Source organism: Nonomuraea sp. NPDC049655 (assembly GCF_044465465.1).
Taxonomy (GTDB): Bacteria; Actinomycetota; Actinomycetes; order Streptosporangiales; family Streptosporangiaceae; genus Nonomuraea.
In genome coordinates, this window is the sequence record NZ_JBITLS010000019.1 from 209669 (window position 1) to 221911 (window position 12243).

Genomic DNA, 12243 nt, shown 5'->3' on the forward strand with positions numbered 1-12243 from the left:
ATTGACACGGCCTGGCGGAGGCATGAAAAAAGGTGACGCCTTACAGACGCCACCTTTTTCTTCTGTGGAGCTATGGGGATTCGAACCCCAGACCTCCTCCATGCCATGGAGGCGCGCTACCAACTGCGCCATAGCCCCTTGCGATCACCAAGTGTATCGGACTTCCGGACCCCTCGCGTCACGCCGGATCCCGCGCCCCGGCGGGCCGGAGGAGGTCTCCGGCCCGCTCCGAACGGCGTGGCGTCAGGCGGCGCGGCGGGACGGGATGCCCGCCTCCCTGACCAGCGCGGCCACGTCGACCCCGGCCTCGCGGAGCAGGCGGCCTGCGCCGTTCGCGCCGTCGGCGAGCAGGCCCCACAGCAGCCGTTCGCCGGTGACCGGCCCCGGCTTCCACATCGCCACCTCGATCACCTTCCTGGCGTGCATGGCCAGCGGGATCGTGCCCAGCGGCCCGTCCAGGGCGACGCGCAGCGGGCGCAGCCTGGACCGGCGCAGGGCCCACTGGTCGGGCGCGTCCGTTCCGGCCCTGGTGCGGCGGTGCACCTCGCCGAGGTCGATGCCGAGGGTGGCCAGCAGCGCACGCGCGTCGCCCAGGTCGACGCGGGCGCGCAGGCCGGCGCCGGAGGCGGTGAACGACGACAGCGAGAACGGCCGCACCTCGGCCACGCCCAGCAGCAGGAGATCGGCGTCGAGCGTGGCGCGGTGGGCGTCGAGCGCGAGGATCCCGGCCCGGACCACCGCCCGGCGGGCGCCTTCCGTGAACCTGTCGAACACCTGCTACCTCCCCGTTCTGCGGGCGTGCTTGCGATGGGCGGACTGCCGCCGGACCCCGAGCGCGCCGGCGATCTGCTCCCACGACCACCCCGCCGCGCGGGCGTTGCTGACGTGGACCGCCTCCAGCTCCTCCAGCAGGGCCCTGAGCGCGGCCACCGCCGCGAGGCCCGTTCCGGGGTCGCGGTCGGCTGCCGCCCCGGCCAGTTCGGTGACGTCCATGGTGTCAGCATGTGCTGACAGAGGGCCGCTTGTCAACACATGCTGACGCCTCAGAGCCGTTCGGCCAGGTCGGCGAGGACGGGCAGGGCGGCGGCGAGGCGTTCGCGCTCGTCGGGGGTGAGGGAGTCGACGGCCGCGGCCAGGCGTTCGGTGATCACCTCTTCGCGGCTGACGAGGGCGGCGCGGCCGGAGCCGGTGATGGCGGTGATCACCCGCCGCCGGTCGGCCGGGTCGGGCTCGCGGGCCACCATGCCGCGCTGGTGGAGACCGCCCAGCACGGTGCCGATCGCCTGGGCGGTGATGCGTTCCAGGTGCGCGAGGTGGGCCGAGGTGTGCGGCCCGTCCCGGTCGAGACGGGAGAGCACGGCGAGCTCGGTGAACGACACGTCGTCGCCCGAGGCGTTGGTGTAAAGCTGCCGGATGCGGCGGGCGAGCCGCCCGACCGAGATCCGCAGTTCCTTGGCGAGCACAAAACCAAGTCTAGCTTTATCAATCCAGCTTTGGTAGTTTCCCGGCACTATGTGCTACGACAACGACGCCGCACCACCGCGCCCGCGACCGCCGATCACCGGCACCCGCTCCGCCGACCTCCGCCTGACCTCCGCAGACGGCACGTCGTTCGCCGCCTACGAGTCCCGTCCCGACCGGGTGAGCGGGCCCGGCGTCGTGATCCTCCCCGACGTCCGCGGCCTGCACGGCTTCTACAAGCAGCTCACCGTACGGCTGGCCGAGCAGGGCCATCCGGCGCTCGCCCTCGACTACTACGGCAGGACCGCCACCGACGACGACCGGGGCGAGTCGTTCCAGGTCATGGCGCACATCCCCAAGCTGACCAGGGAGAACATCCAGGCCGACCTCCAGGCCGCGACCGAGCACCTGGGACGTCCGGCGGTGGCGCTCGGCTTCTGCATGGGCGGCCGGAACGCGTTCTTCGCCTCGGCGCCCAGGTTCGGGTTCGCCGGCGTGATCGGGTTCTACGGCGCGCCGGGGATCGCCGGCCCGTACGGCCCCGGCCCCGCCCAGCACGCCGCCGAGCTGGGCGCGCCGATCCTCGGCCTGTTCGGCGGGGCCGACGAGGGCATCCCGGCCGACCAGGTGGCCGAGTTCGGGGCCGCGCTGACTGGGGCCGGGGTGGAGCACGAGATCGTCGTCTACCCGGGCGCCCCGCACGGCTTCTTCGACGAGGCCCACGGCGAGCACGAGGCGATCTGCGCGGACGCGTGGCGCCGGGTCCTCGCCTTCCTGGCCGCGAGAGCCTGACACGGGCCCCGCGTTAAGGGCCCCCGGCAGTAAGGGCCAGCTAGCCGCAGGTGGTGCGCATGGTGAGGGCGGCTTCCTCCAGGGTGAACGCGACCTCGACCGTCCCGAGCTCGGCCGTGTCGCGCACGTGCGTGCCGCCGCACGGGATCGACGCCTCGCCCTCGGGCAGCGAGCAGTGCCAGGTGCGCAACGCGGTCAGGCCGGGCCCCGGCACGTCGAGCCGGACCGGCGCCCGGGCCGCCACCCATGTGCCGAGCTGCTCGTTCACCCGCCGGGCCAGGTCGGTCAGGTCCAGGTCGTCGGCGGAGAAGCCCTTCTTGCGCAGCGACTTGCCGAGGCGGTATTCGTCCACGCTGCCGTGCGGCACGATGCGCGAGGAGGTGATCGCCGTCTGGTCGAAGTCGGGGTGGCCGAGCCGGTCCAGCCGCACCTCCTTGCGCCACCTGTCCGCCAGCGCCGCGTTGAGCGCCAGCGCGGCCAGGTGGCAGGCGGTGTGGCCGGCCGAGAGCGCCGCCCGGTATCCGGCGTCCACCTCCAGGTCCACCTCCGCGCCGACGGGCAGCGGGGTGTCGGTGACGTGGACGACCAGCCACTCCCAGCCCTCGGTGCCCCGCCGGACCGGGATGGACTCGCCGACGAAGATCTCACCGTCGTTCGACTGGGCCCCTGTCACGCAGTCGAGGACCGGCAGCTCGCCGATCGTCCCCCGGTCTGCGGGCTGGTCGGGCCAGGTGTGGTCGAGGGGATGGAACGGCGTCTCGGCGGTGACGAGGCCGTGCCGGTCCCCCACCGGCACGGCCCCGACAATCGGGGAACGGCCGCTGACCCGGCCGTTGGGGAAGGTGACGACAGTGGATCTCACCTGGTCATTGTGGCAGGGCGGCGCTCGTCCTCCAGATAACGGTCGCGGCCGGCGTACAGGCCGGTGAGGAGCTGGACGGCGAGCACGCCGAAGATCAGCACGTACGTCAGCGACCAGCCGCCGGTCATCTGGTAGATCACCCCGACCAGCAGCGGGCCGGCGCCGGCGATGAGATATCCGGCGCTCTGCCCGAAGGCCGACAGCGCGGCCGTGCTCTCCGGCGTACGGGTGCGCAGCCCCAGCATCACCAGCGCCAGCGGGAACGACCCCATGCCGACCGCCACGAACACCACCCAGACCATGGCGGTCGAGGAGGGCGCGAACCACAGCCCGAGGAAGCCGATCGTGTAGAACACGACCAGCCCCACGACGACCGGCCGCTGGTCGCGGAAGCGCGCGGCGATCGTCGGCACGAGGATCGAGACCGGGATGTTCAGGGCGGTGAACACGCCGAGCATGATCCCGGCCTGCGAGGAGGTGTATCCCCCGTCGGTCAGGATCGTGGCCAGCCACCCGAACATGATGTAGGCGATCATCGACTGGGTGCCGAAGTAGATCGCCACCATCCAGGCGAGCCTGCTCCTGAGCAGGGTCGAGATGCCCGCGTCCCGGCTGCCCGTGTCCCGCTCCGGCTCACTGCGCAGCAGCGCAAGCCACGGAATGGCGGCCACGGCGGCCAGGGCCGCCCACACGCCGAGCGCGATGTGCCAGTCCCCCGACGCGCGCTCGATCGGCACGGTCGCGGCGGCGGCCAGCATGGTGCCCGCCGCCAGGGCCGTGGTGTAGACGGTGGTCATGATCCCGGTACGCCCGGGGAAGTGACGCTTGATCAGCGTCGGGATGAGCACGTTGCCGACGGCGCCGCCGGACAGCGCGACCGCGCTGCTCAGCAGGAACACCGGGGCCGACCCGACCAGCGACCTGACCAGCATGCCCGAGCCGAGGGTGACCAGCGCCAGCAGCAGCAGCCGGTGCTCGCCGATCCGGCGGGCCAGGGTGGGGGTGACCGCCCCGACGCCGGCGAAGGCCAGCACGGGCAGCGTGGTGAGCAGGCCGGTGCCGACGCTGCTCATGCCGAGCGCCCCGGCGAGCTGGTCGAGCAGCGGTCCGACGCTGGTGACGGCCGTGCGCAGGTTCAGCGCCGCCAGAACGATGCCCAGCACGAGAAGCCAGGCCAAGGGGGCGGTTCTGCCTGTTCTGCCACGGGCCTCTTGGGCTAGCACGCTCATGCTGGTCAGGTCCTCCACTCATCAAATCATGGGACGAATCACCACCTTAACAGGACCGAAATGTCCCTTTATTCCTGGACATGAGAAAGCCCCCGGGGCGGGGGCTGAGATTCTCAGGGAAGATCCCGTCCTACAGGACCGGGCTCGGGCCCTCCGGGGGCTGGTTGCGCGGGGGAACGGGGCCGGGGGGCGGCAGGGTGCCGCTCGGCGGGTAGTCGCCGCCGCCGACGGTGCCGGGCGGGACCGGCGCGCCGCTGTCGCCGTAGGTGGAGCCGTGCTCGTGCTGGTGCTGGTGGGCGCCGGGGACGTCGCCGCGCCAGCCGCCCGTCTCGCCGCCGCGCGACTCGATGAACGACTTGAACCGCTCCATGTCGTTCCTGATGCGCAGCCGGACGATCTGCAGCGCGTCGCCGACGGTCTCGACGACGCCCTCCGGGTCGTACTCCATCTGGAGGGTGACCTTGGTGGTGTCGGCGTCGATGCGGTGGAAGGTGACGACGCCCGCGTGGTGCGGCGAGTCCGTGCCGCGCCAGGCGACGCGCTCGTCGGGGTGCTGCTCGGTGATCTCGGCCTGGAACTCGCGGCGGACCCCGGCGATCTCGACCACCCACTCGGTGAGCGTGTCGGAGATCTGCTTGACGGACTCCACGCCCTCCATGAACTCGGGGAAGCTCTCGAACTGGGTCCACTGGTTGTAGGCCACGCGGATCGGGACGTTGACGTCTACTGAGTGCTCGATCGTGCTCATGGGGTCTGTCCCTGCCCGCGCACGCCCGGCGTTAACGCCTGCGCAGCAGCCAGTAGAGCCCCACGAAGGGCAGCACGAGCGGGATGAACAGGTAACCCTTGCCGTACGACGACCACACCGTGGCGTCGGGGAAGGCGGCCGGATCGGCCACGCTCGCGGTGCCGATCAGCAGCACCCCGGCCAGCTCGATGACGAGCGCGCCGAGCGCGAGACGACGGGCGCCGCGCACGAGGGCGACGGTGAGCACGACGTAGACCAGCGCGGCGAACGCCGACAGGGCGTAGGCCAGCGGCGCCTCGCCGAACCTGGTGGCGATCTGCACCGCCGCCCGCGCCCCGGCCGCCAGCGAGAACAGCCCGTAGACGGCGACCAGCGCGCGCCCGGGGCCGGTGCCGATCGGGGCGCTCACGCCACGCCCTGCCAGATCTGCAGCAGCCGCGCGTTCATCACCGCGATCGCGAACCCGGCCACGACCAGGATCGCCGTGCCCCACCGGCTGCGCTCGGCCAGCGCGAGGAACACCCCGGCGGGCGGGATGAGCACCTGACCGCCGATGTACCCGAACAGCGTGGCCTTCTCCGGCGGCCCCTCGCCGCCGCTCACCGCCGCGATCACGAACCCGGCCTGCACCAGGATCGCCACCTCCAGCACGGCGAAGCCGACCAGCAGGACCATGCCCATGGGCCGGTCGCGGACGGCGACGACCAGGCTCGCCAGCATGAGCAGCAGTGAGCCGACGATGACGATCGTGGCGACGGTGGTGTTCATCGCGACACAGGTTAGCGCCCGTGCGGGTCGCCCTCGCCGGCGTCCCGCTGGTGCCGATCGCGCTCATAGGATCGGGGACGTGCAGAGAATCCTCGTCAGCGCCTGCCTGATGGGCCGCCGGGTCCGCTACGACGGCGGCGCGAAGACCAGCGCCGACGCCCTGCTCGCGCGCTGGCGGGCGGAGGGCCGGCTGGTGGTCTTCTGCCCCGAGGTGGCGGGCGGGCTGCCCGTTCCGCGCCCGGCGGCCGAGATCGAGGGCGGCGCGGGCGGCGCGGCGGTGCTCTCCGGCGAGGCCCGCGTGCTGGCGAGCGACGGCTCCGACGTGACGGCCGAGTTCGTGGCGGGGGCGCGGGCCGCGCTTGAGGCCGCCCGCTCGGCCGGGGTCCGGCTGGCCGTGCTCAAGGAGGGCAGCCCCTCGTGCGGCGCGCTGGCCATCCATGACGGAACGTTCGGCGGACGGCGGGTGCCCGGCCAGGGGGTGACCACCGCCCTGCTCGAAGCGCACGGCGTCCGCGTGTTCACCGAGGACCAGCTGCCCGAGGCGGCCGATCATTTGCGCGATCTGGAGGCGTAGAAGGCCCCGGCCAGCCCGGCGGCCAGCAGCACCGCCATCGTGTCGTGGAACCAGGTGCTCAGTGGCGTGGCCGCCGACGGGTGCAGGGCCAGCGCCAGGATGCCGATCAGCACGCCGCCCAGCGCCCCCGCGTGGGTGTGGACCAGGCCGTCCCAGGCCCACCGGCGGCGGGTCAGCGCGCCGTGGCCGCCGGCGAGCAGGCCCAAGGCGCACAACGTCTCCACGACCACCGCGGGCGGCACGACCGGCTGGGACAGCGGGCCGATCGTGACGCCCGAGTGCAGCAGCGCGGCCCCGGCGAAGATCAGCGCGTAGGCCAGGGAGAGCACGCCGAGGGCTTTGCGCAGTGCGTCCATGGGCTACACGCTCGCATCGCGGCGAGCCGGCGGAATCGTCCTCAGGGAGAAGGCCGCGGTACGCCGCCCGTCGTAGCCAGCATGCGGCGGACGATCCGGATCACCTCGTCGATGGTCACCTGGGCGTCCCCGTCGGACTCGCAGGCCGCCACCTCGCGCCCGGCCTCGCCCATCACCGTGGTCAGCAGCACGACCAGCACGTTGCCCTCCGGCGTGTCCGCCAGGCCGAGCAGCCGCTTGTTGCCGCCGATCCACTCCCAGCCGCGCTGCCTGCGCAGGGTCGTGAACTCGGCCGGGCCGTCGTTCTCCAGGAACAGCCTGGCCACGTCGCGCTGCTCCCACGAGCCCTCCAGATAGGCGCGGGCGCCGGCCAGGAACCGTTCCTCGCCGGCGCCGGCGGTGGCCTTGGCCGCGCGGGAGGTGCGTTCCTCCTGGCTGCGCATGAACTGCTCCCACAGGGCCAGGAACAGGCCCGGCTTGCCGCCGAAATGGTGGTACAGGCTGCCGACGCTGATGCCCGACGTCTCGACGATGTCGGCGACGGTGGCCTCGGCGTACCCCTTGGCCAGGAAGACCTCGCGGGCCGCGCGCAGCAGCGTGTCGCGGGTGCCGCTGGAACGTCCCCAGCCCCGGTTCTTCATCCGGTCATTATGTACGGGTCCGCGGGGTTTGATCAGGAAATCGAACTGACCTGATCAAGTGGAAACTTTCTCGCATTCCCGGGAGTCGTACAGATGCAGGGGGGCCCGATTCATTTCGAAACGGGGAAAGGATTCGGCGACAATGGCTGTCGACCTGAACAACGCACAACCCCTGGCCTGGGATTCGGCCAAGCTCGACGCGGACACCAAGGAGATGCTGGACAATCTCCAGCCCAACATTCTCCGCGCGCACGTGCGCGAGCACCTGTCCGTGCTGTTCGTCAGGTTCAACGACGTCGCCGCGGGAAAGGCGTTCCTGCGGCACATCGCCGACACGAAGATGAAGTCGGCGCGCCGGCACCTTGAGGAGGTGCGCGAGTTCGGCGCGAACGGCCGGCGCGGCACGCCGTACGTCGGCATCGGCATCAGCAAGGCCGGCTACCGCGACCTGGGCCACTCGGTCGAGGACGTGCGCAGGTTCGGCGACAAGGCGTTCCGCGACGGCATGAAGCGGCGCGGCGCCGAGCTGGACGACCCGCCGGTGACGGAGTGGGAGCCCGCCTACCAGCGGGAGATCCACGCCGTCATCCTCATCGGCGACGCCCGCCAGGACCGGGTCGAGGAGCTGCGCGAGGAGATCCTGGGCGAGCTGCCCGCAAGCGCGCGGCTGCTCGGCGAGGAGACCGGCCACGGCATGCGCAACCCCGCCGGCGACGGCATCGAGCACTTCGGGTACGTGGACGGCCGCAGCCAGCCGCTGTTCGTGCGGGACGAGGTGGACAAGGAGCCGAGGGAGCACTGGGACCCCGCCTTCCCGCTCTCCAACATCCTGGTCGCCGACCCCTTCGCACCGCACCCGGAGCGGCATTTCGGCAGCTACCTGGTCTTCAGGAAGCTGGAGCAGAACGTACGGGCCTTCAAGGAGATCGAGCAGGACCTGGCCGACGCCCTCGGCCTGCTCGGCGCCGACCGGGACCGCGCGGGCGCCCTGCTCGTCGGCCGCTTCAAGGACGGCACCCCCGTCACGCTCAAGCAGAAGCCGGGCGGGGGCCCGGTGGCCAACGACTTCACCTTCGACGACGACCCGGGCTCGAAGTGCCCCTTCAGCGGGCACATCAGGAAGACGAACCCGCGATCGTTCGGCCGTGACGTCCTCATGGCCCGCCGGGGTCAGACCTACGGCGACCGCACCGACGACCCCTGGGACGACTCCCCGCCCGGCGCCCGCCCGAGCGGCGAGGTCGGCCTGCTGTTCATGGCGTTCAACAGCAGCCTGCTCGCCCAGTTCGAGTTCACCCAGCAGAGCTGGGCGAACAACGAGGACTTCCAGAACCCGGCGACCGGCCACGACCCGCTCATCGGGCAGGGAGCCCGCGACGTCAAGGTGAGCTGGCCGAAGGTGTGGGGCCGGGCCGAGCCGTCGGCCCCGCAGGCGCAGGTCGCCCAGACGATCACGATGAAGGGCGGCGAGTACTTCTTCGCGCCGTCCCTGGCCTATCTCCGCAACCTGTGACATCCGGGCCCGGCGGGGAACACCCCCGCCGGGCCCGGCCGCCTTGGGGGCGGGTTCTAAGATCGGATCTCCGGGGGGAGATCTGACGATGTTGCGGGCGTTCTTCAAGACCGAGGCGGGCAGCACGAGCGTGCTGCTCGTGGCCACCGCCCTGGCCATGGTCTGGGCCAACTCGCCGTGGGCCGGGACCTACGAGTCGTTCTGGCACCTGCCCATGGGCATCTCGTTCGGCGACGCGGTGTTCTCCCTCGACCTGCGCCACTGGGTCAACGACGGCCTCATGAGCGTGTTCTTCTTCCTGATCGGCCTGGAGGTCTCCTACGAGGTGCGGCTCGGGCAGCTCAGGGACCGGCGGCTGATCGCCGTCCCGGCCGTGGCCGCGCTCGGCGGGATGCTCGTGCCCGCCGCCGTCTACCTCGCCCTCAACCTCGGCGGCCCCGGCGCGGGCGGGTGGGGTGTGCCGATCGCCACGGACACCGCGTTCGTGCTGGGCGTGCTGGCCGTCGTCGGGGCGCGCTGTCCCGATCCGCTGCGGGCGTTCCTGCTGACGCTGGCCATCGTGGACGACGTGCTGGCCATCATGATCATCGCGATCTTCTACACGGCCAGCCTCCAGCTCACCGCGCTCGTCGTGGCCGTCGTGCTGCTGGCGGCGATCGTGCTGCTGCGCTGGCTGAAGATCTGGCGGGCGCCGGCCTACATCGCGCTCGGGTTCGGCTTGTGGGTCGCGACGCTGGAGAGCGGCATCCATCCGACGCTCGTGGGCATCGCGCTCGGCGTCCTCGTGTTCGTCTACGCCCCCAGCGACCAGAAGCTGCTGCTGGCGGGCGAGGCCGTCCAGGAGTTCACCACCGAGCCGAGCGCGCGGGCGGCCAGGGAGGCCTCGCGGCGCGTGCAGCGCGCCGTCTCGGTCAACGAACGGCTCCAGCTCCGCCTGCATCCCTGGAGCAGCTACGTGATCGTGCCGGTGTTCGCCCTGGCCAACGCCGGGGTGCGGCTCGACGGCGAGACCCTGCGGGCGGCGCTGACCTCGCCGATCTCCCTCGGCATCGCGCTGGGGCTGCTGCTCGGGAAGTTCGCCGGGATCTCGCTCGGCACGTGGCTGCCGCTGCGGTTCGGCTGGGGCATCCTGCCGGGGAACCTGGTGTGGGGGCAGCTGCTGGGCGGCGCGGCGGTGTCCGGCATCGGGTTCACGGTGGCGCTGTTCATCGTCGACCTGGCCTTCGACGACCCGGCGATCCAGAGCCAGGCCAAGATCGGCATCCTGGCCGGGTCGTTGTTGTCCGCCGCGCTGGGCTGGGTGGTCTTCCGGCTGGCCTGGGACCGGGGCGGCGTCTGCGCGCCGCCCGAGGCCGAGCCCGACGAGGAGCTGCCCGACGTGCTGTCGGTGCCGGTCGGCCCCGACGACCACGTACGGGGTCCGGCGACCGCCAAGGTGACCATCGTCGAGTACGGCGACTTCGAGTGCCCCTACTGCGGCCGTCTCCACCCCGTCCTGGACGAGATCCTGCGCCGGAACCCCGACGTCCGGCTGGTCTTCCGGCACTTCCCGATCCGGACGCTGCATCCCCGGGCCGCCTCCGCCGCCATCGTCTCCGAGGCCGCCGCCGACCGCGGCCGGTTCTGGGAGATGCACGACATCCTCTACGACAACCAGCGTTTCCTCACCGACGCCGACCTCGAACACTACGCCGCCGAGCTCGACGTCGACCCCTGGGCGGACGTGGCCGGGCACGCCTCACGCATCGCGCTCGACGAGGCGTCGGGCAAGGAGAGCGGCGTGCGCGGCACCCCCACCCTGTTCCTGAACGGCCGCCGGCACAAGGGCGGTCTCGACCTGCAGTCGATCAGCCGTGCGGTGGAAGAACTGCGCGGATCCCCGTAACGTCGCCCGAGTCCCCCCTTTTGGCTGGAGTCGCCCCATGAGTTTCCTCAACATGCTCACGAACCTGCTCCCCACCCTCATCACCGCCCTGCTGCTGGTGGTGGGCATCGTCCTGATCGGGATGAACAGACGGCACGTGGGCCGCGCGGCCACCCTCGGCATGTCGGGCTGCGGACTGCTGCTGATCGGCACGCTGATCAACCTCGTGCTGAGCATCCTGACCCAGACGCTGATCGAGTCGTACGGCTCCAGCATGATGGCCGTCCTGCCGTTCGCCTACCTCATCTCCTCGCTGTTCCACCTGGCCGGCATCGGGCTGCTGATCTGGGCCGTCGTCGCGCGCCGCCCCGCCCCCCAGCAGGAGCGGCCGCAGGGCCCCGGCTGGCAGCAGCCCCCGCAGCCGTACCACCAGCCCTACCAGCAGCAGCCCTACCAGCAGCCCGGCCCCCAGGGCGGCCCTCAGGGTGGTCCTCAGGGTGGTCCTCAGGGTGGTCCTCAGGGTGGTCCTCAGGGTGGCTGGCAGCCGCCGCAGCCGCCGCACGGCGGCGATCAGAGCGGTTACTGAGCCTTCCGACGTCTGGACCGCGTTTCACCGGCAAGTATGACAATGTCGATGAAACCCACCTCCAGAGCCGCGTCTGAGGGGATCATGAAGCGAGAGCCGCAGGAGCCGGACCCGAACCAGACCGTCCGACATCGCGTCCCGCACCCGGAGCACCCTCCCCAGGGCCCCCCGGAAGCGCCGTACACGCAGAGCCTGCCCTACACCCCCGACATGCTCCCCGACGTCCCCCTGTACGAGCCCCCGCCGCCGCCGAAGTCGGCCTGGCGGTGGGTGATCCTGGTGGGCGGGCTCCTGCTGCTGGTCGCGGTGGTGGCCGTGGCCACGGTCCTGTGGGTGCGCGGCCAGGCGTCCTGAGGCCCGGACGAAGCCGCTCGCTCAGGACGCCCGGGTGAAGTCCATCGTCCAGTTGGTCTCCCAGGTCTGGCCGTCGTCCGCCGAGAAGGCCTGCTCCCACCTGGCCCGGTGCTCGTCGACGACGGTCCAGACGAACCGGCAGCGCACCGGCCGGCCCTCGTGGGTCTCCTCGCCGTAGAACTCGCCCCGGTTCCCGGTGAACGCGCCCACCATGGGCCGGGTGTCCAGCGTGCCGGTCGCGCTGCTGGCCCAGTAGATCGACCACTGCCGCGTCGCGGGGTTGCGGACGCGCACGGTCATCCCGTGCCGGCCCTTGGTGGGGAAGGCGATCTCGTCGAAGCTGGCCGCGCCGTCGAAGTGCCGGGTCGCGACCGAGCGGCCGGGGAACTCGTCCCATTCGTCGCTGCCGGCCAGCGGCTTGAGGAGCCTGCGGTTCACCACGTCCCAGGTGCCGGCGAGGAAGTCGAAGTCGTTCATGCGGGCGAACGTACGGCC

At 71.7% G+C, this 12243-nt stretch carries 17 protein-coding genes and 1 tRNA gene; 6 read left to right on the plus strand and 12 right to left on the minus strand.

Annotated features, from left to right (window positions below; translation table 11 throughout):
* Positions 1-65: 65 nt before the first annotated feature.
* From ACIBQ6_RS45660 to ACIBQ6_RS45675, 4 genes are all read right to left on the minus strand, one after another.
* Positions 66-138: transfer RNA gene (locus ACIBQ6_RS45660), tRNA-Ala, on the minus strand.
* Between the two features lie 105 nt (positions 139-243).
* Complete coding sequence (locus ACIBQ6_RS45665) at positions 244-774, minus strand: Clp protease N-terminal domain-containing protein (RefSeq protein ID WP_397218978.1); 531 nt, start codon at positions 772-774, stop codon at positions 244-246.
* Between the two features lie 3 nt (positions 775-777).
* Complete coding sequence (locus ACIBQ6_RS45670) at positions 778-993, minus strand: hypothetical protein (protein WP_352357954.1); 216 nt, start codon at positions 991-993, stop codon at positions 778-780.
* Positions 994-1043: 50 nt separating this feature from the next.
* Complete coding sequence (locus ACIBQ6_RS45675; protein WP_397218979.1) at positions 1044-1463, minus strand: MarR family winged helix-turn-helix transcriptional regulator; 420 nt, start codon at positions 1461-1463, stop codon at positions 1044-1046.
* A 49-nt stretch (positions 1464-1512) separates the two neighbouring features.
* Here ACIBQ6_RS45675 and ACIBQ6_RS45680 point away from each other — a divergent pair, with 49 nt between their 5' ends.
* Entirely contained in the window at positions 1513-2253 is a 741-nt protein-coding gene (locus tag ACIBQ6_RS45680; protein WP_397218980.1) for a dienelactone hydrolase family protein, read from the plus strand.
* A 40-nt stretch (positions 2254-2293) separates the two neighbouring features.
* Here the strand turns inward: ACIBQ6_RS45680 and ACIBQ6_RS45685 are convergent, their stop codons facing one another.
* The 5 genes from ACIBQ6_RS45685 to ACIBQ6_RS45705 all read right to left on the minus strand — a co-directional run bounded on the left by ACIBQ6_RS45685 (position 2294) and on the right by ACIBQ6_RS45705 (position 5860).
* Positions 2294-3115: a metal-dependent hydrolase gene (locus ACIBQ6_RS45685; RefSeq protein WP_397218981.1), complete on the minus strand. Its 822-nt coding sequence runs from the start codon at positions 3113-3115 to the stop codon at positions 2294-2296.
* Positions 3112-4278, minus strand: a complete 1167-nt coding sequence (locus ACIBQ6_RS45690; protein ID WP_397218982.1) for a CynX/NimT family MFS transporter — start codon at positions 4276-4278, stop codon at positions 3112-3114. Before ACIBQ6_RS45690 ends, ACIBQ6_RS45685 begins: the two co-directional genes overlap by 4 nt.
* A 196-nt stretch (positions 4279-4474) precedes the next feature.
* Positions 4475-5092, minus strand: a complete 618-nt coding sequence (locus tag ACIBQ6_RS45695) for an SRPBCC family protein (RefSeq protein WP_357984730.1) — start codon at positions 5090-5092, stop codon at positions 4475-4477.
* Positions 5093-5123: 31 nt separating this feature from the next.
* A complete protein-coding gene (locus ACIBQ6_RS45700) occupies positions 5124-5501 on the minus strand; it encodes a hypothetical protein (RefSeq protein ID WP_358284008.1) in 378 nt (125 codons plus the stop codon).
* On the minus strand, positions 5498-5860 hold the full coding sequence (locus tag ACIBQ6_RS45705; protein ID WP_358284006.1) for a hypothetical protein: 363 nt from the start codon (positions 5858-5860) through the stop codon (positions 5498-5500). The genes ACIBQ6_RS45700 and ACIBQ6_RS45705 overlap by 4 nt, the downstream gene beginning before the upstream one ends.
* A 79-nt stretch (positions 5861-5939) precedes the next feature.
* Here ACIBQ6_RS45705 and ACIBQ6_RS45710 point away from each other — a divergent pair, with 79 nt between their 5' ends.
* Positions 5940-6434 (plus strand): DUF523 domain-containing protein, encoded by a 495-nt coding sequence (locus tag ACIBQ6_RS45710; RefSeq protein WP_397218983.1) that lies wholly within the window; start codon positions 5940-5942, stop codon positions 6432-6434.
* On the opposite strand, the gene ACIBQ6_RS45715 is transcribed toward ACIBQ6_RS45710, so the two are convergent.
* Positions 6410-6790 carry a hypothetical protein gene (locus ACIBQ6_RS45715; RefSeq protein ID WP_397218984.1) on the minus strand — a complete coding sequence of 127 codons (381 nt, stop codon included), beginning with the start codon at positions 6788-6790 and terminating at the stop codon, positions 6410-6412. The two genes, ACIBQ6_RS45710 and ACIBQ6_RS45715, sit on opposite strands and share 25 nt — an antisense overlap.
* Positions 6791-6831: 41 nt before the next feature.
* Positions 6832-7431, minus strand: a complete 600-nt coding sequence (locus ACIBQ6_RS45720) for a TetR/AcrR family transcriptional regulator (protein WP_364329516.1) — start codon at positions 7429-7431, stop codon at positions 6832-6834.
* A gap of 142 nt (positions 7432-7573) precedes the next feature.
* On the opposite strand from ACIBQ6_RS45720, the gene ACIBQ6_RS45725 reads away from it, so the two are divergent.
* The 4 genes from ACIBQ6_RS45725 (at position 7574) to ACIBQ6_RS45740 (ending at position 11748) form a co-directional block, all read left to right on the plus strand.
* Positions 7574-8944 carry a Dyp-type peroxidase gene (locus tag ACIBQ6_RS45725; RefSeq protein WP_397218985.1) on the plus strand — a complete coding sequence of 457 codons (1371 nt, stop codon included), beginning with the start codon at positions 7574-7576 and terminating at the stop codon, positions 8942-8944.
* A gap of 88 nt (positions 8945-9032) precedes the next feature.
* Entirely contained in the window at positions 9033-10829 is a 1797-nt protein-coding gene (gene nhaA, locus ACIBQ6_RS45730) for a Na+/H+ antiporter NhaA (protein ID WP_397163114.1), read from the plus strand.
* A gap of 37 nt (positions 10830-10866) precedes the next feature.
* Positions 10867-11394, plus strand: coding sequence for a hypothetical protein (locus ACIBQ6_RS45735; protein WP_397218986.1), 528 nt, complete (start codon positions 10867-10869; stop codon positions 11392-11394).
* A gap of 84 nt (positions 11395-11478) precedes the next feature.
* A complete protein-coding gene (locus tag ACIBQ6_RS45740) occupies positions 11479-11748 on the plus strand; it encodes a hypothetical protein (protein WP_397218988.1) in 270 nt (89 codons plus the stop codon).
* Positions 11749-11769: 21 nt separating this feature from the next.
* Here the strand turns inward: ACIBQ6_RS45740 and ACIBQ6_RS45745 are convergent, their stop codons facing one another.
* Positions 11770-12225 (minus strand): hypothetical protein, encoded by a 456-nt coding sequence (locus ACIBQ6_RS45745; protein ID WP_358283986.1) that lies wholly within the window; start codon positions 12223-12225, stop codon positions 11770-11772.
* Positions 12226-12243: the final 18 nt, after the last annotated feature.

Bases quoted from the DNA above. Each gene is read 5' to 3' on its own strand.
- ACIBQ6_RS45670 (WP_352357954.1), bottom strand. From the start codon at position 993: ATGGACGTCACCGAACTGGCCGGGGCGGCAGCCGACCGCGACCCCGGA.
- ACIBQ6_RS45680 (WP_397218980.1), top strand. From the start codon at position 1,513: ATGTGCTACGACAACGACGCCGCACCACCGCGCCCGCGACCGCCGATC.
- ACIBQ6_RS45695 (WP_357984730.1), bottom strand. From the start codon at position 5,092: ATGAGCACGATCGAGCACTCAGTAGACGTCAACGTCCCGATCCGCGTG.
- ACIBQ6_RS45705 (WP_358284006.1), bottom strand. From the start codon at position 5,860: ATGAACACCACCGTCGCCACGATCGTCATCGTCGGCTCACTGCTGCTC.
- ACIBQ6_RS45715 (WP_397218984.1), bottom strand. From the start codon at position 6,790: ATGGACGCACTGCGCAAAGCCCTCGGCGTGCTCTCCCTGGCCTACGCG.
- ACIBQ6_RS45720 (WP_364329516.1), bottom strand. From the start codon at position 7,431: ATGAAGAACCGGGGCTGGGGACGTTCCAGCGGCACCCGCGACACGCTG.
- ACIBQ6_RS45725 (WP_397218985.1), top strand. From the start codon at position 7,574: ATGGCTGTCGACCTGAACAACGCACAACCCCTGGCCTGGGATTCGGCC.
- nhaA (WP_397163114.1), top strand. From the start codon at position 9,033: ATGTTGCGGGCGTTCTTCAAGACCGAGGCGGGCAGCACGAGCGTGCTG.
- ACIBQ6_RS45735 (WP_397218986.1), top strand. From the start codon at position 10,867: ATGAGTTTCCTCAACATGCTCACGAACCTGCTCCCCACCCTCATCACC.
- ACIBQ6_RS45740 (WP_397218988.1), top strand. From the start codon at position 11,479: ATGAAGCGAGAGCCGCAGGAGCCGGACCCGAACCAGACCGTCCGACAT.
- ACIBQ6_RS45745 (WP_358283986.1), bottom strand. From the start codon at position 12,225: ATGAACGACTTCGACTTCCTCGCCGGCACCTGGGACGTGGTGAACCGC.